This is a genomic window from Halorubrum sp. SP9, from assembly GCF_005435015.1.
In the GTDB taxonomy this organism is placed as follows: domain Archaea; phylum Halobacteriota; class Halobacteria; order Halobacteriales; family Haloferacaceae; genus Halorubrum; species Halorubrum sodomense.
Genome location: NZ_SGXU01000003.1, coordinates 68,253 through 88,277, shown reverse-complemented (window position 1 = coordinate 88,277; position 20,025 = coordinate 68,253). Strand labels below are relative to the sequence as shown.

At 69.5% G+C, this 20,025-nt stretch carries 25 protein-coding genes and 1 tRNA gene; 18 read left to right on the top strand and 8 right to left on the bottom strand.

Annotation, left to right across the window (positions count from 1 at the left end; genetic code table 11):
• Positions 1 to 18 precede the first annotated feature (18 nt).
• On the top strand, positions 19 to 966 hold the full coding sequence (locus EXE45_RS03390) for an alpha/beta hydrolase (protein ID WP_137693539.1): 948 nt from the start codon (positions 19 to 21) through the stop codon (positions 964 to 966).
• 13 nt (positions 967 to 979) lie between these two features.
• Here the strand turns inward: EXE45_RS03390 and EXE45_RS03385 are convergent, their stop codons facing one another.
• Positions 980 to 1,429 carry a universal stress protein gene (locus tag EXE45_RS03385; protein WP_092924061.1) on the bottom strand — a complete coding sequence of 150 codons (450 nt, stop codon included), beginning with the start codon at positions 1,427 to 1,429 and terminating at the stop codon, positions 980 to 982.
• Positions 1,430 to 1,533: 104 nt separating this feature from the next.
• Here EXE45_RS03385 and EXE45_RS03380 point away from each other — a divergent pair, with 104 nt between their 5' ends.
• Together EXE45_RS03380 and EXE45_RS03375 are read left to right on the top strand one after the other, a co-directional pair.
• Positions 1,534 to 3,159: an amidohydrolase gene (locus EXE45_RS03380; protein ID WP_092924064.1), complete on the top strand. Its 1,626-nt coding sequence runs from the start codon at positions 1,534 to 1,536 to the stop codon at positions 3,157 to 3,159.
• Between the two features lie 98 nt (positions 3,160 to 3,257).
• The gene (locus EXE45_RS03375) at positions 3,258 to 3,509 is read left to right on the top strand and encodes a hypothetical protein (protein ID WP_092924067.1); all 252 of its coding nucleotides are present in this window, start codon (positions 3,258 to 3,260) and stop codon (positions 3,507 to 3,509) included.
• Between the two features lie 26 nt (positions 3,510 to 3,535).
• On the opposite strand, the gene EXE45_RS03370 is transcribed toward EXE45_RS03375, so the two are convergent.
• The 4 genes from EXE45_RS03370 to EXE45_RS03355 form a co-directional block, all read right to left on the bottom strand.
• Positions 3,536 to 4,402 carry an agmatinase family protein gene (locus tag EXE45_RS03370; protein ID WP_092924070.1) on the bottom strand — a complete coding sequence of 289 codons (867 nt, stop codon included), beginning with the start codon at positions 4,400 to 4,402 and terminating at the stop codon, positions 3,536 to 3,538.
• A 5-nt stretch (positions 4,403 to 4,407) separates the two neighbouring features.
• On the bottom strand, positions 4,408 to 4,785 hold the full coding sequence (locus EXE45_RS03365; RefSeq protein WP_092924072.1) for a translation initiation factor IF-5A: 378 nt from the start codon (positions 4,783 to 4,785) through the stop codon (positions 4,408 to 4,410).
• A gap of 198 nt (positions 4,786 to 4,983) precedes the next feature.
• On the bottom strand, positions 4,984 to 5,268 hold the full coding sequence (locus tag EXE45_RS03360) for a hypothetical protein (RefSeq protein WP_092924075.1): 285 nt from the start codon (positions 5,266 to 5,268) through the stop codon (positions 4,984 to 4,986).
• Positions 5,268 to 6,458, bottom strand: coding sequence for an aminotransferase class I/II-fold pyridoxal phosphate-dependent enzyme (locus EXE45_RS03355; RefSeq protein WP_137693538.1), 1,191 nt, complete (start codon positions 6,456 to 6,458; stop codon positions 5,268 to 5,270). The genes EXE45_RS03360 and EXE45_RS03355 overlap by 1 nt, the downstream gene beginning before the upstream one ends.
• Positions 6,459 to 6,598: 140 nt before the next feature.
• On the opposite strand from EXE45_RS03355, the gene EXE45_RS03350 reads away from it, so the two are divergent.
• Together EXE45_RS03350 and EXE45_RS03345 are read left to right on the top strand one after the other, a co-directional pair.
• Positions 6,599 to 7,618 (top strand): AI-2E family transporter, encoded by a 1,020-nt coding sequence (locus tag EXE45_RS03350; RefSeq protein WP_137693537.1) that lies wholly within the window; start codon positions 6,599 to 6,601, stop codon positions 7,616 to 7,618.
• A gap of 47 nt (positions 7,619 to 7,665) precedes the next feature.
• Positions 7,666 to 9,306, top strand: a complete 1,641-nt coding sequence (locus EXE45_RS03345) for a succinic semialdehyde dehydrogenase (RefSeq protein WP_137693536.1) — start codon at positions 7,666 to 7,668, stop codon at positions 9,304 to 9,306.
• A gap of 67 nt (positions 9,307 to 9,373) precedes the next feature.
• On the opposite strand, the gene EXE45_RS03340 is transcribed toward EXE45_RS03345, so the two are convergent.
• Together EXE45_RS03340 and EXE45_RS03335 are read right to left on the bottom strand one after the other, a co-directional pair.
• Complete coding sequence (locus EXE45_RS03340; RefSeq protein WP_137693535.1) at positions 9,374 to 9,964, bottom strand: NAD(P)/FAD-dependent oxidoreductase; 591 nt, start codon at positions 9,962 to 9,964, stop codon at positions 9,374 to 9,376.
• A gap of 93 nt (positions 9,965 to 10,057) precedes the next feature.
• Positions 10,058 to 10,927, bottom strand: coding sequence for a hypothetical protein (locus tag EXE45_RS03335; protein WP_137693534.1), 870 nt, complete (start codon positions 10,925 to 10,927; stop codon positions 10,058 to 10,060).
• Between the two features lie 162 nt (positions 10,928 to 11,089).
• Between EXE45_RS03335 and EXE45_RS03330 the strand changes: the two genes are divergently transcribed.
• From EXE45_RS03330 to EXE45_RS03300, 7 genes are all read left to right on the top strand, one after another.
• Positions 11,090 to 11,163, top strand: a tRNA-Tyr gene (locus tag EXE45_RS03330).
• 173 nt (positions 11,164 to 11,336) lie between these two features.
• Entirely contained in the window at positions 11,337 to 11,723 is a 387-nt protein-coding gene (locus EXE45_RS03325; protein ID WP_137693533.1) for a hypothetical protein, read from the top strand.
• On the top strand, positions 11,720 to 12,361 hold the full coding sequence (locus EXE45_RS03320; protein WP_137693532.1) for an SWIM zinc finger family protein: 642 nt from the start codon (positions 11,720 to 11,722) through the stop codon (positions 12,359 to 12,361). Before EXE45_RS03325 ends, EXE45_RS03320 begins: the two co-directional genes overlap by 4 nt.
• A 241-nt stretch (positions 12,362 to 12,602) precedes the next feature.
• Positions 12,603 to 13,130: a hypothetical protein gene (locus EXE45_RS03315; RefSeq protein WP_137693531.1), complete on the top strand. Its 528-nt coding sequence runs from the start codon at positions 12,603 to 12,605 to the stop codon at positions 13,128 to 13,130.
• Positions 13,123 to 13,350 (top strand): hypothetical protein, encoded by a 228-nt coding sequence (locus EXE45_RS03310; RefSeq protein ID WP_137693530.1) that lies wholly within the window; start codon positions 13,123 to 13,125, stop codon positions 13,348 to 13,350. The genes EXE45_RS03315 and EXE45_RS03310 overlap by 8 nt, the downstream gene beginning before the upstream one ends.
• Complete coding sequence (locus EXE45_RS03305; RefSeq protein ID WP_137693529.1) at positions 13,347 to 14,846, top strand: DNA cytosine methyltransferase; 1,500 nt, start codon at positions 13,347 to 13,349, stop codon at positions 14,844 to 14,846. The genes EXE45_RS03310 and EXE45_RS03305 overlap by 4 nt, the downstream gene beginning before the upstream one ends.
• A gap of 293 nt (positions 14,847 to 15,139) precedes the next feature.
• Complete coding sequence (locus tag EXE45_RS03300; RefSeq protein ID WP_137693528.1) at positions 15,140 to 15,751, top strand: tyrosine-type recombinase/integrase; 612 nt, start codon at positions 15,140 to 15,142, stop codon at positions 15,749 to 15,751.
• Between the two features lie 4 nt (positions 15,752 to 15,755).
• Here EXE45_RS03300 and EXE45_RS03295 read toward each other — a convergent pair whose 3' ends face one another.
• Positions 15,756 to 16,247 carry a hypothetical protein gene (locus EXE45_RS03295; protein ID WP_137693527.1) on the bottom strand — a complete coding sequence of 164 codons (492 nt, stop codon included), beginning with the start codon at positions 16,245 to 16,247 and terminating at the stop codon, positions 15,756 to 15,758.
• Positions 16,248 to 16,375: 128 nt separating this feature from the next.
• Here EXE45_RS03295 and EXE45_RS03290 point away from each other — a divergent pair, with 128 nt between their 5' ends.
• Genes EXE45_RS03290 through EXE45_RS03265 form a run of 6 tightly spaced genes read left to right on the top strand, consistent with a single transcriptional unit; the run spans position 16,376 to position 20,025 of the window.
• Positions 16,376 to 16,669 carry a hypothetical protein gene (locus tag EXE45_RS03290; protein WP_137693526.1) on the top strand — a complete coding sequence of 98 codons (294 nt, stop codon included), beginning with the start codon at positions 16,376 to 16,378 and terminating at the stop codon, positions 16,667 to 16,669.
• A complete protein-coding gene (locus tag EXE45_RS03285) occupies positions 16,656 to 16,973 on the top strand; it encodes a hypothetical protein (RefSeq protein WP_137693525.1) in 318 nt (105 codons plus the stop codon). Before EXE45_RS03290 ends, EXE45_RS03285 begins: the two co-directional genes overlap by 14 nt.
• The gene (locus EXE45_RS03280; RefSeq protein WP_137693524.1) at positions 16,970 to 18,190 is read left to right on the top strand and encodes a hypothetical protein; all 1,221 of its coding nucleotides are present in this window, start codon (positions 16,970 to 16,972) and stop codon (positions 18,188 to 18,190) included. The genes EXE45_RS03285 and EXE45_RS03280 overlap by 4 nt, the downstream gene beginning before the upstream one ends.
• Complete coding sequence (locus tag EXE45_RS03275) at positions 18,183 to 18,860, top strand: hypothetical protein (RefSeq protein WP_092924115.1); 678 nt, start codon at positions 18,183 to 18,185, stop codon at positions 18,858 to 18,860. Before EXE45_RS03280 ends, EXE45_RS03275 begins: the two co-directional genes overlap by 8 nt.
• On the top strand, positions 18,857 to 19,456 hold the full coding sequence (locus tag EXE45_RS03270) for a hypothetical protein (protein ID WP_137693523.1): 600 nt from the start codon (positions 18,857 to 18,859) through the stop codon (positions 19,454 to 19,456). Before EXE45_RS03275 ends, EXE45_RS03270 begins: the two co-directional genes overlap by 4 nt.
• Positions 19,456 to 20,025, top strand: coding sequence for a hypothetical protein (locus tag EXE45_RS03265; protein ID WP_137693522.1), 570 nt, complete (start codon positions 19,456 to 19,458; stop codon positions 20,023 to 20,025). Before EXE45_RS03270 ends, EXE45_RS03265 begins: the two co-directional genes overlap by 1 nt.

Here is a 20,025-nt window from a genome sequence, read left to right as displayed (position 1 = left end):
CCACCGCCTCGGTCCGCCATGCGCGCGGCCGAACTCGACCCGGACCTCGCCGCGGCGATCGACGAGATCGAGTCGCTGGGACCGCCCGCGTGGAGCGACCTCTCCGTCGCGGCCGCCCGACGCTTAGAGGACGAGCTGTTCGCCGGTCCGCCCGAGCCGCCCGTGGCTGACGTCCGCGACCTCGCGTTCGACGGGCCCCACGGCGAGGTACCGGTCCGGACCTATCGTCCCGAGGGCATCGTTGAAGACTCGGCGGAGCCTCGCGTCCTCGTCCACTTCCACGGCGGCGGGTGGACGCTCGGCACGCTCGACTCGGTCGACGGGATCTGCCGCGAACTCGCGGTCCGCGCCGACGCGGTCGTGGTCTCAGTCGACTACCGACTCGCCCCCGAACACCCGTTCCCGGTCGCGGTCGACGAGGCGGCCGCGGCAGTCGCGTGGGTCGCGGAAACCGCGGGCGCACTCGGCGTCGACGCCGACCGGATCGGCGTGTCGGGGACCAGCGCCGGCGGCGCGCTCGCGGTCGCGACCGCGCTCCGTGCCCGGGAGTTCGATTCCCTACCGACCCCCGCCGGCCAGTTGCTCCTCTATCCGATCGCCGGCCGCGACTTCGAGACGGACTCCTACCGGGAGAACGCCGACGGCCCCCTGCTCACTCGGGGGGACATGCGGTGGTTCTACGACCGGTACCTCCGCAGTCCGGTCGACGCCGCGAACCCCTACGCGGTGCCGCTCCGGGCGACCGACCTGGGTGACCTGCCGCCCGCGACGGTCGTCACCGCCGGGTTCGACCCCCTGCGCGACGACGGCGTCGCGCTCGCGGAGCGGTTCGAGGACGAGGGAACCTCGGTCGAACACCGCCACTACCCGGCGATGGCGCACGGGTTCTGTAGCCTCGCGGACCGGGTCGATGCCGCGGAGGCGGCGCTGGAGGCGGTCGCGAGGGACGCGCGGAGCTATCTGTGACTGTCGCGGGGACTCAGGCGTCGACGGTCGTCTTCACGATGCTCACCGGGGCGGGGGACTGCCGGGAGACGCGCTCGGTGACGGAGCCGAGCATCCGGCGGTAGTCGCCGGAACGCGTCTTCGACCCCATCACCGTGAGGTCGACGTCCGCCTCGTCGACGTACCGGAGGATCTCCTCGTGCGGGACGCCGTACCGCAGGGCGGTGACCGCCTCCACGCCGGCCTCACGGGCGCGTGTCGCCACCGCGTCGAGCGCCTCGCGTCCGGTCTCTTCGAGCGTCTCCTCGGCGCCCTCGGCGCCGTCGACGAACTCGTCGCCGGAGTAGGCGTTCACCACGTCGCTGTCGACGACGTAGAGCACGTGGAGCGTCGCGTCGTAGCGCTCGGCGGCGTCGATCGCGTGGTCGGTCGCGCGGTCGACGCCGACGCTTCCGTCGGTGGGCAGGAGGACATCGTCGTACATACGCGGCGCTTCGTCGGGCGAGCGAATAAATCGGTCGCCGGTTCCCGACCGGCGCGGTCGCCGTTTCCCGAACGGTTAACACGCTGTGTGCCCCCCGAATTCCCATGACAGAGGCCGCGGACCGGATCTTCGTGAACGGGGAGGTACACACGCTCGCGGACCCGGACGACGGCGACGCAGACGACGGCGACGCGGTTCACGAGGCCGTCGCGGTGCGCGACGGCGCAATCGTCCGGACCGGCCGGACGCACGACGTGGAGCTGCTCGCGGGCGTCGACACCGACGTGGTCGACCTCGACGGGCGCGTCCTCCTCCCCGGGTTCGTCGACGCGCACACGCACCTGACCACCGTCGGTCGCTACCTCGTCCACGCGGACCTCTCGGCCGCCGACTCGCCCGAGGCGGCCGTCGACCTGCTCGCGGAGCGCGCGTCGGAAGTGGAACGCGTGGCGAAAGCGACGGGAGAGGAGGGAGACGAGGGGGACGGGACGGACGACTGGGTGCTCGGCTACGGCTACGACGAGTCGACGTGGGCCGACGCTCGCTACCTCACCCGCGCGGACCTCGACCGCGTCTCGACCGAGCGACCGGTCGCTGCGTTCCGCGAGGACATGCACGTCGCCGCGGTCAACGGCGTCGCGCTCGACCGGTTCGCGGACGACCTCGCGGCCGCCCCGGACGGGACGGTGCCGACCGACGACGACGACGAGCCGACCGGAGTCCTCCTCGAAGCCGCAATCGACCCGATCTACCGGGCGGTCGAACCGGATCCGTCCGAGACGCGCGACATCGTCGAGGCCGCGCTCGAAGGCTGCGCCGCCCGCGGGGTCACCGCCTTCCACGACATGGTCCGAGACTCGCACGCCCCCCGCGTCTACCGCGATCTCGACGCGGCAGGGGAGCTCACCGCCCGCGTCCGGATCAACTACTGGAGCGACCACCTCGACGCGGTCCGGGAGGTCGGCCTCGCGACGAACGCCGGAAGCGAGATGGTCGAGACCGGCGCGATCAAGTCGTACACCGACGGGAGTATCGGCGGCCGGACCGCGCGCCTCTCGGAGCCGTACGCCGACGCGCCCGACGAGACCGGCCAGTGGGTCGTCGACCCCGAGGAGCTGAACGAGACGGTGGCGGACGCGACCGACGCCGGCTTCCAGTTCACCGCCCACGCCATCGGCGACGAGGCGGTCGACGCCGTGGTGGACGCCTACGCGGACGCCTCCCGAACCGACGCGGGCGACGCTCGCCACCGGGTCGAACACGTCGAACTGGCCGACGACGACGCGATCGGGAGACTCGCGGAGACGGGCGTCGTCGCGAGCGTCCAGCCGAACTTCCTGAAGTGGGCGCGGGAGGGCGGTCTCTACGAGGAGCGACTGGGGCCCGAGCGCACCGCGGAGACGAACCGCTACCGCGACATGCTCGACGCCGGCGTCCGACTCGCGTTCGGCTCCGACGGGATGCCGATGGACCCGCTGTTCGGCGTCCACCACGCCGTCAACGCCCCCGCGGCGGCGCAGCGGCTCACCGTCACCGAGGCGCTGCGCGCGTACACGAGCGGCGCCGCCTACGCCGGCTTCGACGAGGACCGGCTCGGCACGATCGAACCGGGAAAGCGGGCCGACCTCGTCGCGCTCGACGCGTCGCCGTGGGAGCACGACGACGCGATCGACGAGGTCGACGTCGCGCTGACGGTCGTCGACGGCGAGGTCGTGTTCGACGGGCGGTGAGTCGGCGGGTTCGGGTGGCCCGACGAGGGTCGACGGCGAAACGCGCAATCGCTGCCAGAAAACAGTAGTTATTAATCGTGTAGTTCCAAGTAGTGCGCATGACAGAGATAGCCATCGAGTACGCCGCGGGGGACCGCCTCCGGTCCGAGGCGGAGACCGCCCGACGGCTCATCGACGCGTATCTCGGCGACCGCCCCGACGTCGACCGCGTCACGTTGTCTCCCTCCGGCGACTCCGTCTTCTGCGTCAGCGTCGAAGGGGACCGCATCTGGTGTACCGACCCCCGCGAGTGGATCGACGCGATGGAGGCGGTGACCGCCGCGCGGCGGCGGCTCTCCGAGGTGTCGTAGCGCTCCGTTCCGCCGCGCGGGGGCTCTCACCCGGAGCCGTCGTCGCGGGCGCTCGCGTGCGAGTACGCGAACTCCCGCAGCAGTTTGCCCGCCACCGCCGCCGCCTGTCCGTCGTCGCGATCGTTCACTTCGACGACGTCGAACCCGTCGGCGCGCGGCGCGACCGCCCGGACCAAGTCGCGGACCTCCCGCGGCTCCAACCCGAACGGCTCCATCGTCCCGGTTCCCGGAGCGTAAGCGGGGTCGAGCGCGTCGACGTCGACCGAGCAGTAGACGGAGTCGTCGGCGTCGAACGGCGGGTCGTCGGCGTCGAACGGCGGCCCGCCGTCGAGCGCGTCGAGCCACCCGCGGGCGTCCTCCGGTGCGACGACCTCCACGTCGGCGTCGGCCGCGCGGTCCCACTCCGCCTCGGAGCCGGTCCGGGCGCCGACGATCACCGCGCGGTCGACGCCGAGGTCGTCGAGACACCGACGCGTGACGCAGGCGTGGTTCCACGGACTTCCGTCGTAGCTCTCGCGCAGGTCGAGGTGGGCGTCGCAGACGACGAGGACCTCGGGGTCGACGGCGTCGACGCCCGCGTAGGTGACCGTGTGTTCGCCGCCGACGAGGAGGGGGACCGCGTCGTCGTAGGCGACGCTCCGCAGTTCGGCGGCGAGGTGGTCGAGGTACGCCGGCACGTCGTCCCACGGGCGCACGTCGCCCGCGTCGTGGACGCCCAGCGCGGAGAAGCGACTGTCGGTGCGGCGGTCGTAGTCGTCGCAGCTCTCGGCGAACCGCCGGACTCGGTCCGGTCCGAACCGGGTACCCGGCTGAAAAGTGGTCGTGGCGTCGAGCGGAGCGCCGACGACCACGTAGGAAGCAGCTTCGCGGTCGGTCGTCGCCCCGGGGAACATGCCGGCTACCCGATGATCTTCCGTTGGCCCTCGTAGTCGAGGTACTCGATGTTGTCGTCCGAGGTGAACTCCTCGCCCTCGGGGATACGCATCGTGAACGTGTCGTAGGTGTCTAAGTCCATCACCTGGACCTCGTCGCCGCTCACGTTGACGACCTGTCCCTGCTTGCGCTCGATGATCGGGACCCACACCTTCGCGTCGACCGGCTGCGAGAGCGAGCGCTTCTTGTCGTCGAAGACGCCCTTCCCCTCGACGCGGGCCTTGGCGCTGCCGTGTTTTCCGGGTTTGGCGGTGCTGTAATGGTTGATCTTACAGGGCGCGCTGTCCATCATCACGTAGCTGCCCTCTTGGAGTTCGCGAACCTGCTTCTGCTCTCGCGGCATAGGCGCTACTTCCCGCGGCGCGTGTATAAACGGTTTGGAACGCCGTCGGGACGCGGCTCGAAGCGGCGTTCACGCCCGGTCACGGGGCGGAAGAGCGGGGCGGAGGGGTGAAGTCGACCGTCGGGTGTGACGGTGACGGCCGCGGCGACGTAACGGCCGAGAGAGCCGCGGCGGCCGGACCGGGCCCGAGGAACCGGTCTACGGGTCGAGCTCGTCGACGTACTCCTCCGGCTCGTCGTCGTCGTCGACGTTCCCGTCCGGCGGGACGAGCCCTCCCGTGTACAGGTAGCTGACGAGGAACATGACGATGAAGCCGACGCCGACCGCGGCCGTCGTCCGGACGACGAACGGGAAGTCGACGAAGTAGAGGGCGCGGTCCGCGACCGCGATAGCGACGAACGCCACCAACAGCACCTTCTGCTCGTCGGTCGGGTCGCGGACGAAGCCGACCACGTCGTCTTTGAGGTCACCGAGCAGACCCATCAGGCGTCACCCCCGCTTTCGGTGGTCGCGCGGTCGGCGGCGGCGTCGACGCCGTCGGCCGCCTCGATCACGCGGCTCACCCGGTCGAGACCCTCCTCCAGTTCGTCGGTCGGGAGGCCGAACCCGATCCGGAACCGATTCGGGAACCCGAACAGGCCGCCGGGCGCGAGGACGACGCTCGCCTCCTCGACGACCGTCCGACAGAACGCCTCGGCGTCCGCGAAGCCCTCAGGGACGGTTACGAACGCGTTGACGCCGACGGGGTCGAGCCAGTCGAGGTCGTGGTCGTCGACCCACTCCGCGACCGTTTCGCGGTGGTCAGTCGCCAGCTCGCGGTTCTCCGACAGGATGCGGTCCTCGCGTCGGCCGAGCGCCTGCTTCGCGACGTGTTGGCCGAAGAGGCTTGGCGAGATGGTGGTGTAGTCCTTCCAGCGCCACGCGCGCTCGACGACCGGCTCCGGGCCGGCGATCCAGCCGAAGCGAAGTCCGGCGAGGCCGTACGCCTTCGTGAGACTCGTGGTGGAGATGCCGTGCGCGCCGTAGCTCGCCACCGGCGGCTGCGGGTCCTCGGCGAGCAGGCGGTACACCTCGTCGCAGAGCAGGTAGGCGTCGCGGTCGACGGCGACGTCGTAGACCGCCCGCATCGCGGCCTCGTCGTGGTACCGCCCGGTAGGGTTGTTCGGGTTGTTGACGACGATCACGGCGGTGTCGTCGCGGGCGGCGTCAGCGACGGCCTCGGGGTCCAGTTCCCACTCCGGCGGCTCCAGTTCGACGCGGCTCACGCCGCCGAACGCGTCCGGGACGGCGTGGAGCGCCTGATAGGTGGGGGTGACGACGACCGCGTGGGTGCCGGAGCCGACGCCGGAAGGCGGGGCGTCGGCCCCGTTTCCGTTCCCCGCCCCCCCGTCGACCGGGCCCTCGTCGCCGAGCAGCGAGAGGAACGTCAGGAAGTTCGCCTCCTGCGTGCCGCAGGTGAAGAGCACCTCGTCGGCGGCGCGGTCGTAGCGATCGCCGACGGACGCCCGGAACTCGGGGTCGCCGTTCGTCGGGATGACGTAGCCGAGCTTCCCCGGGTCGAGGTCGAACCGGTCCGCGTCGAGCGACCGGATGCCGCTTTCGGCCAGCATGATGTCGGCCTCGTGTTCGTGCTCCGCGAACCAGCGTTCGAGGCCGAACGGGTCGATGCGCATACCGGCTCTCGGGCGGGCGCGAGGTTAGGTGCTGTGGTTGCCGGCGACTCACTGCCGCCGGCGCCGTCGCTCACCGGCGCACGGACCGACGTCCGCGCTCGCACCCCAACGACTATCCTCGGGGATCGAGACGTCGGAGCATGGGTATCAACCGCCAACGGCTGCTGGGCGTGCTGCTCGTCCTCACGGCCACCCTCGCCGCGGTCGTGCTGGCGGAGGTGCTGCGGACGGTCGTGTTCGCGGTCACCGTCGCGTACGTCCTCTATCCGGTTCGCAAGCAGCTCGTGGGTCACGGCCTCTCGCGGCGGATCGCGTGCGCCGCCACCACCGCGGTCGCCTTCCTCGGCGCAACCCTGCTCGTGGCGCCGCTGTTGTACGCGCTGTACCGCCGTCGGTCGCAGCTGATCGCGATCCTCCGACAGATCCCCGACGCCGTCCCGATCAGCGTCGGCGGCTTCCAGACGACCGTCGAGGTCGCCCCGTACGTCGCGGCCGCCGAGACGTTCATCCGGGACGTCGCGCTCGGGGTCGCCGGCGCTGCGCCGGTGCTCGTCTTACAGCTCATCGTGTTCACCTTCCTAGTGTACGGGATCCTGTATCGGCCGGGCGCGGTCGGGACCGCGCTCTTCGGCGTCGTCCCGGCGACGTACCACGACATCCCGACCCGGCTCCACGAGCGCACGCGGCGGACGCTGTACTCGATCTACGTGCTTCAGGCCGCGACCGCGGCGGGGACGTTCGTCCTCGCGCTCGGGGTGTTCTGGACGCTGGGGTACGGGTCGCCGGTCCTGTTGGCCGTCATCGCGGGGATCCTCCAGTTCATCCCCGTCCTCGGCCCGAGCGTCCTCGTCGTCGCGCTCGGGGCCGGAGACGCGCTCGTCGGCGAGACCGGACGCGCGGTCGCCGTGCTGGTGATCGGGATCGTCGTCATCGGCTTCGTCCCGGACGCGGTGATCCGGACCCAGCTCGCCGACTGGACCGGGAAGATCTCTCCGGGGCTGTACTTCGTCGGGTTCGTCGGCGGGATCCTCACGCTCGGCGCGATCGGCGTCATCGTCGGCCCGCTCGTCGTGTCGCTGCTGCTCGAAGTGATCGAGATGCTCTCCGAGACCGACGCCCCGGCGGAGTCGGCCGACGGGACCGCGGACGCGGCCGAGTAGCCCGACCGGCACGGCTTTCCCTCGGCCGACCGTCCGTTCGGTATCTGATGCCCCCGACGGATCCCCCCGTTGCGGTCGGCAACGCGCCGACCCTCACGCCCCGACGGCTCGACGGCCTCACCGAGCGCGTGACGCGCTCGCGGCCCGCGGACGACGACGCGAGCGACCGCGGCGACCGCATCGACGTGTTCGCTCCGGCGACCGCCGAGCGGATCGGGAGCGTCCCGGCCTGCGACGCGGGCGACGTCGAGGCCGCGGTCGAGCGCGCCCGGGACGCGCAGGCGGAGTGGGCGGAAACGCCCGCGGCGGAGCGCGCCCGAATCGTCGAGCGGTTCGGCGACCTCGTCGCGGAGCGCCGCGAGGAGCTGCTCGACGTCCTCCAGGTCGAGACCGGGAAGTCCCGGCGCACCGCGGTCGAGGAGGTGTTCGACGTGCCGACCGGCTGCGCGTACGTCGCTGGCGAGGCGCCAGACGCGCTCGCTGCGGAGCGGCGGCGGGGCGTCGCGCCCGGAATCGCGACGGCGACGGTCACCCGCGAGCCGGTCGGGGTCGTCGGCGTGATCTCGCCGTGGAACTACCCCCTCACCCTGTCGATGGCCGACGCGGTCCCGGCGCTGGCCGCGGGCAACGCGGTCGTGCTCAAACCCGACGAGAAGACGCCGTACGGCGCCCTCCTGTGCTCCGAACTACTGGAGGTCGCCGGCCTCCCCGACGGCCTCTTCCAGGTCGTCACCGGCGAGGGCCCTCAGGTCGGCCCCCCGCTGATCGACGCGGTCGACTACGTCGCGTTCACCGGCAGCACGTCGGTCGGGCGGACGATCGCCGAGCGCGCGGGGCGGAACCTGATCGGCTGCTCGCTGGAGCTCGGCGGCAACAACCCGCTCGTCGTCCTCGGGGACGCCGACGTCGACGAGGCCGCCCGCGGCGCGGTCCAGGCCTGTTTCTCGAACGCGGGCCAGCTCTGCCTCTCGGCGGAGCGGATCTACGTCGTCGAGTCCGCGTTCGACGCGTTCCTCGACGCGTTCGTCCGCGAGACCGAGACGCTGACGCTCGGGACCGGCTACGACTACGACGCTGACCTCGGCTCCCTCGTCGACGCCGACCAGCTGGCGCGCGTCGAGTCGCACGTCGCTGACGCCCGCGAGCGCGGCGCGACCGTCGAGACCGGCGGGCGAGCTCGCCCCGACGTCGCGCCGTACTGCTACGACCCCACGATCCTGACCGGCGTCGACCCGGACGCGACGGTCGCCTGCGAGGAGACGTTTGGCCCCGTCGCCGCGGTGACGCCAGTGCCGGACGCGGACGCGGCGGTCGCGGCCGCGAACGACTCGCCGTACGGCCTGAACGCGAGCGTCTGGACCGGGGACCGCGAGCGCGGCGCGGCGCTCGCCCGCGAGATCGACTGCGGCACGGTGAACGTCAACGACGCGTTCCTCGCGACGTGGGGCGCCGTCGACGCGCCGATGGGGGGGTTCGGCGACTCGGGGCTCGGGCGTCGGCACGGCCGGGAGGGGATTCAGCGCTACACGGAGACGCGGACCGTCGGCGTCTCGCGGGTCGGCCCGCTGACCTTCCCCGACCGGATCCCGGCCGACTGGTTCGTCCGCGGCGCGTTCGCGGCGATGCGTGCCGCTCGCGGGACGCGTCGAGCGACGAGGAGAATTCGTCGTCGGCTGTCGCGTCGCTGAACGGAACGGGTCGCGCTGCTCGCGCGGGAGGGCGCGCCGAAATGTCCCCTACTCCCCGTCGTCGCGCCTACTCCCCGTCGTCGCGCAGGTCCCCGAACACGCTGGCCGCGGTGTCGGGCACGTCGAAGTCGTGGTAGTGCTCGCCCTTCTCGTTCGAGAGGATGTTGAGCGCGGCGGCGGCGCCGTCGCCCGCGGAGATGACCGCCTGCCACTCCTCGGCGCGGGCCATCGCGCCGGTCGCGTAGACGCCCTCGACGCTGGTCTCCATCGAGACGCCGACGCTGACGGTGTCGTCGTCGTCGAACTCGCAGCCCAGCTCCTCCGCGAGGTCGCGGTTCGCGCCCGTGGCGAGGACGACGTAGTCGGCGTCGTACTCGCCCTCCTCGGTCGAGACCGTGAAGCCGTCGCCGGCCGACTCGACGCCGGTGACCTCCTCGCCCTGGTGGCGGTCGACGCCGAAGTCGTCGACCTGCTGGCGCGCGGTCGCCATGAACTCGCTGCCGCCGATAGAGCCCACGCCGAGGTAGTTGAACAGGTGCGCCTTGTGCATCCACGTCCCGTCCGTGTCGAAGAGGACGGTGTCGAGTCCGTTCTTGCTCGCGAACAGTCCCGCGCTCAGTCCGGCGGGTCCACCGCCGACGATTGCGACGTCTGTCATGGGCCCACTTACGCGGCCCGGGTCATAAGGGTTGACGGAAGCGGGGATCGACAGGGACGGGACCGTCGACGGCGCTGACGGACCGGGCGATCCTCACTCCGCGAAGTCGGTGAGCGACCCGGTTCCGTCGACTTCGGGATCGTCGTCTTCAGCCCCATCGTCTCCGGGATCGTCAGGTTCGGAATCGTCACCAGTCGACTCCGGACTCTCCCACGGATCCTCGGAGTCGACCGGCTCGACGGCCCGGTCGAGCTCGGCGGCGTCGTACTCGACGTCCTCGTCGAGCAGCATCGCGAGCCGCTGCCAGCGCGCGCTCTGCTCGTCTTCGCCCTCCGGGCCGACGCGGGCGCCGTGGGTCTTGAAAAACCGGGTGCCGCGACCCCGCTTCGACCCCTCGCCGGTGTGGCCGTCGAAGACCGCGTCGAACCTCCCGTCGGGTTCGAGGTCGCCGACCGGGAAGTCGTGGGCGGGTTCCTCGCCGCGTTCGCGGGCCTCGGCGCGGATCTCGGCCACCGCGGAGAAGTAGGCGTCCGCGTTCGACGCCTCGCGGGTCGAGCGAGCGCGAGCGGCCGCGAGCGCGGCGTGGATCGCACAGAGGCGGCCCTTCCACGCGTCCGGCTCCCAGCGCTCGGTCGCGAGCTCCTCGTAGCGCTCGATCAGGAGCGCGACCTCGTCGCCCGCGCGGAGGTCCTCGACGACGTAGAGGTTCAAGCGGTCCCAGAGGTTCCAGGCGTACCCCGAGCGGGCAAGCTCCCACGCCGCCCACGCCGCGACCTCCTCGTCGGAGCGCCTGACCGCCTTCTGGAGGAGGCTGGAGACGACGTACCGACTGTACCCGCCGTCGGTCTCGTTCGGCCCCTTCTCCTCGCCGTAGTCGTTCTCGCCCGTCGCGTCCGGCGTCGTCTCGGTCTCGAGGCTTCCGTCGGACCCGAACGTCGCCTGTCTGTCGTCGCCGTCGGCCATGCCCCCGCTCCCGCCGCGAGCGACTTAATTGCCGCGCGGCGAGCGCGGACACGAGGGCTTCGCCGCGGCGCCCGGGTCGGTCGATCGGCGCCGCGGTACGGCGGATCACACCGGTTCTGAAAGGGAACGCTTAAGTCCGATCCAGCGGCTACGTTTCGGTAACCGCCCTTAGCTCAGCTTGGTAGAGCAGTCGACTGTAGATCGACTTGTCCCCCGTTCAATTCGGGGAGGGCGGATACCCGCTTCTCAGCGGTTTCGGGTCCATCCCGAGACCGGTGATTTCGGTCCGTAGAAGACGTGAGCCGGTAGGCCGCATTTTCAGAAGACGCCGGGAAAAATCGGAGTTCAACAAGGTTCGTAACGCCGCCCGACGCCGTCGTGCGAATTTCGAAGTGGACGGGGGTGAATCATGAGTACTCGTCGCGATAGCGACGAGACGGTCGACATCGAGATCGACGTCGAGGGCGGCACCCTCGAAATCGAGCGCGAGCGGATCGAGAACGTTCGCGTCGACAGGCTCTTTCAGCCGGTCGAGTCGGACCAGTGCGACGCGCGGCTCCAGCTCTGGAGCGACGGCGCCGGGTGGAACGGCTACGAGCGTCGCGACGGCGAGTTCTACCACGTCAACGTCCTGACCGAGACGATGGTCAGCGACGATCAAGTCGTCGTCGAGTCGACCTACATCCACGAGGAGCAGGTCCCGCCGGAGGATGTCGCGGAATCCGTTCGCGACCACGTTCTCGACAGACACGCGGGTGCTGTCGGGACGTTCGTTCGGGGGTGTTCGCCCCCATGAGCCGGTCTCGCTCCGGAGGACGGTTCGAGGAGTTCGGCCGCGTCGACACCGAGATCGGCGAGTCGATCAACTTCGACCGACTCGCCGGCACGGACGACACCTCGTGGAACAAGGCGGAGCCCTACGAGTCCGACATCGAGACCGTCTCCCGGCTCGGATTCAAGGTGCGCTCCCCGGACGGCGAGGAGTGGCACCACGTCGTTCTCGCTCGCGAGGGAGACCACCACGTCGGTCTCTGCGACTGTAAGGGGTGGGAGTACAACGACGGCCCCTGCGTCCACCTCTGCGCCGTCAGAAAGGCTGCGTGGACCGGCGTCACGCCGGAGCGCGACATCAACGGGCGGACGGTCCGGATCTGCGACCTCGACGCCGCCGACGCCGCCGAGCGCCGCTACCCGTACCTGACGGAGAAGCAGCGCGAGGCGTATCTGGCGTGCGAACTCGGGGACACTGGCGTCCGCGAGTTCCAGCGCGCACAGGGCTACTCGTCGCCCGGCACGGTCTCGAACCGGCTCCGGGTCGCTCGCGAGAAGGTCCACGAACACGAACAGCAGCTCCGCGCTGACGGCGGTCGCGACGGTCACCGCGATCCCGTGACCGACGGTCGCCACCTGCTCGGCGAGGGGGTGAGCCGATGATCGATGCGTTCCGTGTGACAGACATCGACCGTGTCACACAGCCCGAGGCCGCGTTCTCTGGGGGTAACAAGGACGATGCGGCCGTTCCGGCTCTGTGTCACACAGCGGGGGGAGGGGTGGCAAATCGGTCTCTCCCCCGCGGGACGCACGCCGCGCTCTCACGCGCAAACAGCAGGCGGCGCGCGCGGCGGTGCGCATTATGCGACCGCCCGAGCGGCCGCAGGCGGAGCGGGGTGGCCCGATGAGCGCCGACTCCGCCGGCCAGCGCGTGGCGGCCCGAGTGAGCGACGACGACCTCCTCGACGCGCTCGACGACGCGGCCGAGGACCACGGCTCAAAGTCGGAGGCCATCCGGGCCGCGCTCCGCGAGGTCTACGGCGACCGCGACGGCGTCGACGACGACGTTGTTGACGCGGTGCTGCCGGACGACCCGATGGTGAAGCGCGGCTACCGCATCCTCGTTGAGGAGGCTGCGCCGTTCACCTCCCGGATCGATGTCGAGGCCGCCGAGAGTCGGATCGCGGACCGCACGAACCTCCCGAGCAACGTGGTCCGGCGCCGCGTCATCAACCCGCTCGCCCGGCACCGCGTCGGCGGCGACCCGATCGTCAAGCCGGTGTGGGGCGTGCTGGTGGTCCGTCAGCCGGAGGACCTCGCGGAGTTCGTCCCGGCGGCCGACGCACCGAGTGACTCCCCGAGCGAGGAGCTGGAGGAGATCGCCGCGGCGGGCGAAGCGGTCGCGACGAGAAGAGGTGATCGCGATGCGTAACGACGAGACGGTCGTCGGCGCGGCGCCGAACGTCGACCTCCGCGGGAAGCGCGACGTCGAGGACGCGGCCGACCGCCGTCGACACCGGATCTACGAGGTGACGTGCCTGTCGTGCGACCACAACGAGCGGGTTCACGTCGAGCCGGGCGAGACGCGGTTCGTCGACCACGACGAGCAGAACGCGGCGCACGTCGTCGAGTACGTTGAGGTGGGCCGATGAAGCACCGCGCAGTCTGCTCGGAATGCGACTGGACCGGCGAGCCGAAGCTGATGAACGGGGCCGCTCGCGACGCTGACGAACACCGAGACGAGACCGGCCACACCGCGAAGATCGAGCGCGCAGCAGCGACCGACGGTGGCCGCGTTCAAGAGAGAGACGGGGTCGATCAACCCACCGCAGTCGATCTGTTCTGTGGCGCCGGTGGAGCGAGCTGCGGAATCCACGCCGCCGGCTTCGACGTCGTCGCTGGCGTCGACAAGAATGCGGTCGCGCTGGATACCCACGCTGAGAACCTCCCCGGCTACACGGTCCGCCACGATCTCACCGATGTCGACCCGTCGATTCTCCCTGAACGTGCTCGCAGCCCCGAGTACCTTCACGGCTCGCCGCCGTGTAAGGGGTTCTCGACGGCCAACGACGGCCGCGACATCGGCGACGAGCGCAACAGTCTCGTCTTTCGGTTCACGGACTGGCTCGCTGCGCTCCAGCCCCGTGTGGCGACGATGGAGAACGTGACCGGGATGACGAACATCACGACCCACTTCATGGACCGCGTGGAGGCGGCGTTCCGGGAGGCGGGCTACGCCGTCAGGTGGCGAACGCTCAACGCGGCCGACTACGGCGTCCCGCAGACGCGACGGCGGGTGATCACTATCGGCGTCCGTGAGGATCTCCCGGCACCGAGCCGCTGGTTCCCGGCGCCGACTCACGCCGAGACGCCGACGGCGACGCTCGACGGCGAAGAACTCACCGAGTGGGTCACCGTCGAAGAGGCGATTGGCGACCTCGGACGGCCGGTCGGCGACCACCGGCCGCAGGGAGAGAACAACGGCACCTCCGCGGCGCGCTGGCGGGGTCGAGACGAACCGAGTCACACGCTCAAGACCGGCGGAACGCATGTGACTCGCCCGGATGGAGGGTTCCAAATCACCGACCAGGTCAACGAGCCCCACCAGAAAGCGGGCCGCCGGCCGATGGTCGGATCCGACGAACCAGCGAACGCGATCCGCGCCGGGACAGCGCCGCTGAAAGTGCCGAACCACGTCGCACAGGATCACGGCGAGCAGGCCCGAGAGCGGTTCCGTGACATCCTCGCCGGGCGCCGGCCGGGTGCTGGCCTCAGCGGCCGGGTGGCCCGGCTCAAGCGGCCGTCACCGACGATTACGGCCGACGAGACGGCAGCGGTCCCACCGATTCGGCCGCCGAACCACAACCCGCGCGAGGCGACCGAATACGAGCCGCACGGCTACGAGAGCGACGCCCCGGCGACGACGATCACCGGAGCCCGGCTCACCGAACGCGGGCACCACGAATCGCAGTTTGAGGGCGCCCGCCGGCTCACAGTCCGCGAGTGCGCCCGGCTCCAGTCGTTCCCCGACTGGTTCGTGTTCACCGGGACGAAGACGAGCCAGTACGCACAGGTCGGAAACGCGGTTCCTCCGCTGCTCCAGTACCATGTAGCCGCTCACCTCCAAAACGAGGTGTTGAGGGATTGATCGGCGCTACTCGGCAGAGACTCCCAAAATCACGTCGCACTCCGGACACTTCCAGACTTTTGGATCGTAGTCGCCGGGGAGAGGATCATACACCGGATCGACAGTACGTCCGCACGACGGGCATTCACCGGGCATACCAGCTGAGGTATTCGTTGACACATCAAATATTTGGCGGTTCTGACGGGTGTGTCAACGCCCAAGACGAGTTTGGGATTCTCTATACAGAAACCCAAACTCGCACCTTCCTTCCCCTGAACCGTTTATAAACCAACTACCTCGAAACACCCCGAACAATGGAAACCCAAACTCAGGACAAAGCGACCGTCTGGCTGAAGCCGGAGCAGGTCGACCGGATGCGTTCCGCGACCGTCGAAGCGAGCGCGCCGTACCTCGCCGCTCGCAACGACGCGCTGATCGCGACGCTCTACGACTCCGGGCTCCGCGTCGCGGAGGCCGTCGCGCTCGACGTGGCCGACCACGTCGACCTCAACGACGGCGTTCTCGCGCTCCCGGCCGACATCCAGAAGGACTACCCGACCGACCGCACGCCGAACTACACCGAGATCGAACTGGCCGACGAGACCGTCCGGACGCTCCGGACGTACCTCGCCGGCCGCTGGAAGGAGACCACAGCCCTGTGGCCGTCGCGACAGTCTGACCGGATGACTACGGAGTCCGTTCGGAACGTCGTTCGAGAGGCCGCCGTCGGCGCCGACGTGCGACCGATAACGGTCACCGGGCGAGGCGACCCGGAGGACGTGACGCCGCACACGCTCCGGCACAGCGTCGCCTACCGGATGCTCAACGTCGAAGAGGGCCACACCTTCTACGACGTGCGGAACCGGCTCAGGCACGCGACGATCCAAACCACCGAGCGAGTCTACGACCACATCGACCGAGTTTAAATCGCTATAATATCCTCGGAGACATTTCGTACTCTTCTGGTAGTTTCTCGATTCGAACTTTTACTAACATTGGATGCTGTTCCGTATTCGCCTCTGAAATCGCTTCTAAGACTTCTTTCTGGTCGCGTTCCAGCTCAGCGTACTCTCCAGACTTCACCTCTACCGGGAAATGAATCTCTTTTTGGATATTCCATTTATTTGTGATTCGTCCATCCCGCCCCCATTCAATCTCATCCTCGTAGATTTCAGGTATGACTTTCGCGGTAAATGCCCCGTCTGTCCGAGCGGACACTGTTTCACCGTTTTCAGTAGATACTTTGAAATGGTCGGCAGATCCGTGAGAGACTCGAATAGGTGTGTCCTCTGCTAGTGAATATGTATCTTCGATAAATGATCGTATCTCGTCTTCAATCGGGTTTGGCACAATTCGACCACCGAAGACGAGTGCTTCACCGATCGCCCCCTTCTGATTGGGACCAACGCTGTCTGTTTCCATACACAAACGTCTCGAACACAGTTATATGAAAGACGGCTTTTGCCCCAGTCTGATCGTCTCCTCTTCACAATTTATTCAGTTATTAATTGAGCAATAATAACTATACAGCGGCCGTGTGACGTGTCGGTATGGTCGCCACAGACCTACCGACGCCGAAAGAGTTCGAGGAAGCACAGGAAGCAGCCGAGAACGGCAACCACGACGAAATCAAGCCCTTCTACGGGTTCAGCCGCATCGAGGAGTTCGACGACTACACCGACTTCATGAGCTACGTGGCCGCGAAGAAGGCCGCATCTGCCAGCGAGGACGCGTTCGAGACGCGGAGGTCGTTGGATGGCTACGAGAGCGCCGCGAAGGGGCTGCTGCTCGGTATCGGTGCCGCGGCTCTCATCGAGGCGGTGATCGGTGATGCGCGTCTCTGAAGCCGGCGCCGCCCTCGCGCTCCAGCCGGAGGACGAGGGCGAGCGGACCGCGCTCTCACGGCTTCGCGAGATCTACCGCCGAGCGACTGCGTACCGCCTGCCGTGTCCGTTCTGGGACGACGATCCGGGCCGGTACTGTGACCTCAACCCGACCGGTGCCGACGCCCTGGTGCTTCGCGACGGGATGGGCTCCGACGCCGTCGACGGCGAGGCTGCCGAAGGGGCGCGCGTCGACGACGGGGAACCCTGCCCGTCGCTCGCGTTCGACCCGACCGGCGCGGACATCGCGGAGGGCTGTGCGTGACGGAGATCGTCGAATTCGGCACCCGAGCCGACGCCAACGCGGTGCGCGACGACCACGCCGACCACCTCACCGGCCGGTTCGACCGACGGTTCGCCAAAGTCGAGCTCGCCGACGACATTCCCGACGACGTCGAGGCGGAGATCCGCGGCATCGCCGCCGACGGCCGCGCCGACCGGGAGGGCGGCGCCGGGCACGTCGAACTCACGGACGGCGAGAAGCGTCGCGTCGGCCCGTTCACCGGGTCGAACAACTACCGGAAGGCGACCGCGGTCAAGGCGGCGTTTCTCGACGCGGGGATCGACGACTGGGAGGCCCACTACGACCCGACACTCACCGCCGACGAGAACACCGGTCGGATCGAGGAGGTGCGCCAGCAGCAGACGGGCGCCGACGTGAGCGACGGGCCGACCGAACAGGAACGCCTCCAGAAAGAAGCGGACGCGGCGCAGCGCGTCGACGGCGAGGGATGCGACCACGCCCGGAACATGTGCCAGCACGGCAACCCGGACGCCTGCGAGCATCTCGCCGAGGACTGCGGCGCCGACGAGACCGAGATCTCGTCTCTCCTCGATTTCGCCGAGGCGGTCCCTTACAAACACCTCGACGGGGAGACGAAGGGCGCCCTCTCGCGTTCGTGGCGCGGCTACAAGACCAGCGTCCGCCGGCTCGCGGGTCTCCTCGACGAGGTACAGCGCGAGTTCCGGAACGCGGAGCGCGCCGCTGCCGCGATCGACGCGATCGAGGAGGGGATCAGCGACGCCGACACGGAGCGGTTCGAGGCGCTGGAAGGCCACCACCGGACGCTGTTGAACCTCTACGGGAGCCACGACGACCGGCTCCACGGCCAGCCGGGGCGCGGCCGCGATCCGACCGACATCGACCTCGCCGAGCGCGCGCCGGACCGGCCCGCGGTCCCGGAGCGACCGGACGCACTGGGTGGGTCCGCAGGCAGCGACGACACGAGCGAGCAGCTCCTTCGCGACGATCGCCACGTCGACGACCCGGATCCCGACGACGGACTCGGCCGGTTCGGCGTCGAGCCCGAGGAGGGCCGTGACGGCCCCTCCGAAGAGCATCGCCGGGCACAGAACCGCGGATACGCCCGGAGCGGCTCTCGCGGCTTCGACGAGGGCGCCAGCGCCCGCGACGGGCTCGGACAGTTCGCCGCGACGGGCGGCGAGGAGACGTTAGACAACTACGAGGAGACCGATGCCTGAACTCGCCTGTAAGATCGATGGGTGCGACTACGAGGGGACGCCGCAGGGGCTCCGGTCGCATCTCCACGGACGGAAGGACGACGACCATGTCGAGGCCGCGGCCGACCGGCGCCATCACGACTGGTACCCGAGCGCCTACGGCCTCGACGACGAGGGTACCGCGGTCGAAGGGGGTGACGAGGGAGCCGAGAGCCCCTCCGAAGGCGCCGATCCGGCCCCCTCTGAAGAGGGTACCGGCGAAGGGGGCGGAGATACCCTCGATCCCGACCCCTCTGAAGGGGGTCCCGAATCGCCCGACGAGGCGGACGAATACGCCGCGCAGTGGGAGGGCGCAGATACCCCCACCGAGACCCCCTCCGAAGGCGCCGATCCGGACCCCTCCGAGGAGGGTACCGACGGAGAGGGCGACGATACCCCCGATCCGGACCCCGCTGAAGAGAGTGGCATGGGGCTCGGCACGGCCCTCGTGCTGGGTACCGGCGCCCTCGCGGTCGCGGTGTTGCTCCGCGGACGGGGGTCGGACCCCACCGAATCGCCCGACGCGACCAACCCCACCGATACCCAAAACGAGGGCGGAAGTGGGGGGTCGGGATGGGACCAGAGCGGGGGGTCGACCCCCATCGACGGCACCGACACGGACGACATGGAGTTCACGCCGACCGAAACATGACTGACGACCCCACCAACGACGACGCCGACCCGGACGAATCGCCCGACGACGAGACCCCCGACGAGCCCGACGAGGCCCCCGCCGAAGGGGGCGACGAGGGGGACGAACGACCCCCGATCGACGACGAGGAGCGGGCCGACGTTGACCTCGCGGCGATCTCCGAGGAGATCAACGAGGAGGAAGGGGGCGACGGCCCCCCTGAAGAGGGGTCCGAATCGCCCGACGAGACCAACCCCGACGATACCCAATCAGAAGGGGGTGAGGAGGGGGGAGAGACCCCCTCTGAAGGGGGTTCGTGGGGCGAGATGTATGTCGAGTCCCTCTCGGTACTCCTACCGGAGGTCGCCTCGGAGATGCGCGACGAGGGCGACGCCGAGGCGATGTCCTCCGAGGAGGTCGCGGCCCTCGCGACCGAGCCGCCCGTGGAGCTGGATCAGAAGTTCGACGCGGTCGTTTCGGATATGGGCATGGAGGAGATGAGCGACAAGCAGGCGCTCCTCCTCTCGACCGCGATCGTCTGCGGCACCGTGCTGCTGAAGGATGGTGACGTGGCCGGGAAGTTCGTTGGCGCCGCCTCCGAGGAGGTGAGCGCGTGATGTTCGGGCTCCAGAAGCAGGCGATGAAGCAGATGATGTCGAACCCCGCGGAGAACGAGCAGATCCGGGCCTACGCGGGGATCCTCGCCGGGCTCGAACGCGAGCAGCGGGAGCAGATGCGACAGCACGCCGAACACCTCGGCGTCGACCCGGACGAGGTCGGCCTCGCCGAGCCGCCGGACCCCGAGGTGCGCGTGGCGGAACTCGCCGATGCGGTCGGTGCGCACGTCGTCGGCGACGCGTGGAGTCTCTACGTCGACCACCTCGCGCCGGACGAGCTGGAGAACGCCGACCGGGCGGGAGAGTTCGCCGGCGTCGACGCCGACGAGTGGGACGCCCAGATCGAGGAGTGGGCGGCGACGTTCCGGGACCGAGCCGGCGACGCCGTCGCGGACCGCTCCGACCGCGATCTCGCTGACGTCCACGTTCGCGAGACGTTCGGCGTCACCCTCGACGAGTTCGAGGAGGAGATCGTGGAGTTCGAACCCGCCCGCGTCTTTCAGGAGGTCGTCGCAGGCCCGATCGAGACGCACACCGAGGCGCTCGCGGACCTCGACCGGGAGGTGTAG

Excerpts from the sequence above, each read along its gene's own strand:
- EXE45_RS03305 (WP_137693529.1), top strand. The coding sequence starts at position 13,347 with ATGAAGCACCGCGCAGTCTGCTCGGAATGCGACTGGACCGGCGAGCCG.
- EXE45_RS03340 (WP_137693535.1), bottom strand. The coding sequence starts at position 9,964 with ATGACAGACGTCGCAATCGTCGGCGGTGGACCCGCCGGACTGAGCGCG.
- EXE45_RS03285 (WP_137693525.1), top strand. The coding sequence starts at position 16,656 with ATGCGCGTCTCTGAAGCCGGCGCCGCCCTCGCGCTCCAGCCGGAGGAC.
- EXE45_RS03265 (WP_137693522.1), top strand. The coding sequence starts at position 19,456 with ATGTTCGGGCTCCAGAAGCAGGCGATGAAGCAGATGATGTCGAACCCC.
- EXE45_RS03310 (WP_137693530.1), top strand. The coding sequence starts at position 13,123 with ATGCGTAACGACGAGACGGTCGTCGGCGCGGCGCCGAACGTCGACCTC.
- EXE45_RS03315 (WP_137693531.1), top strand. The coding sequence starts at position 12,603 with ATGAGCGCCGACTCCGCCGGCCAGCGCGTGGCGGCCCGAGTGAGCGAC.
- EXE45_RS03375 (WP_092924067.1), top strand. The coding sequence starts at position 3,258 with ATGACAGAGATAGCCATCGAGTACGCCGCGGGGGACCGCCTCCGGTCC.
- EXE45_RS03270 (WP_137693523.1), top strand. The coding sequence starts at position 18,857 with ATGACTGACGACCCCACCAACGACGACGCCGACCCGGACGAATCGCCC.
- EXE45_RS03360 (WP_092924075.1), bottom strand. The coding sequence starts at position 5,268 with ATGGGTCTGCTCGGTGACCTCAAAGACGACGTGGTCGGCTTCGTCCGC.
- EXE45_RS03350 (WP_137693537.1), top strand. The coding sequence starts at position 6,599 with ATGGGTATCAACCGCCAACGGCTGCTGGGCGTGCTGCTCGTCCTCACG.
- EXE45_RS03345 (WP_137693536.1), top strand. The coding sequence starts at position 7,666 with ATGCCCCCGACGGATCCCCCCGTTGCGGTCGGCAACGCGCCGACCCTC.
- EXE45_RS03290 (WP_137693526.1), top strand. The coding sequence starts at position 16,376 with ATGGTCGCCACAGACCTACCGACGCCGAAAGAGTTCGAGGAAGCACAG.
- EXE45_RS03325 (WP_137693533.1), top strand. The coding sequence starts at position 11,337 with ATGAGTACTCGTCGCGATAGCGACGAGACGGTCGACATCGAGATCGAC.
- EXE45_RS03275 (WP_092924115.1), top strand. The coding sequence starts at position 18,183 with ATGCCTGAACTCGCCTGTAAGATCGATGGGTGCGACTACGAGGGGACG.
- EXE45_RS03385 (WP_092924061.1), bottom strand. The coding sequence starts at position 1,429 with ATGTACGACGATGTCCTCCTGCCCACCGACGGAAGCGTCGGCGTCGAC.
- EXE45_RS03380 (WP_092924064.1), top strand. The coding sequence starts at position 1,534 with ATGACAGAGGCCGCGGACCGGATCTTCGTGAACGGGGAGGTACACACG.
- EXE45_RS03320 (WP_137693532.1), top strand. The coding sequence starts at position 11,720 with ATGAGCCGGTCTCGCTCCGGAGGACGGTTCGAGGAGTTCGGCCGCGTC.
- EXE45_RS03355 (WP_137693538.1), bottom strand. The coding sequence starts at position 6,458 with ATGCGCATCGACCCGTTCGGCCTCGAACGCTGGTTCGCGGAGCACGAA.
- EXE45_RS03295 (WP_137693527.1), bottom strand. The coding sequence starts at position 16,247 with ATGGAAACAGACAGCGTTGGTCCCAATCAGAAGGGGGCGATCGGTGAA.
- EXE45_RS03365 (WP_092924072.1), bottom strand. The coding sequence starts at position 4,785 with ATGCCGCGAGAGCAGAAGCAGGTTCGCGAACTCCAAGAGGGCAGCTAC.
- EXE45_RS03300 (WP_137693528.1), top strand. The coding sequence starts at position 15,140 with ATGGAAACCCAAACTCAGGACAAAGCGACCGTCTGGCTGAAGCCGGAG.
- EXE45_RS03390 (WP_137693539.1), top strand. The coding sequence starts at position 19 with ATGCGCGCGGCCGAACTCGACCCGGACCTCGCCGCGGCGATCGACGAG.
- EXE45_RS03370 (WP_092924070.1), bottom strand. The coding sequence starts at position 4,402 with ATGTTCCCCGGGGCGACGACCGACCGCGAAGCTGCTTCCTACGTGGTC.
- EXE45_RS03335 (WP_137693534.1), bottom strand. The coding sequence starts at position 10,927 with ATGGCCGACGGCGACGACAGACAGGCGACGTTCGGGTCCGACGGAAGC.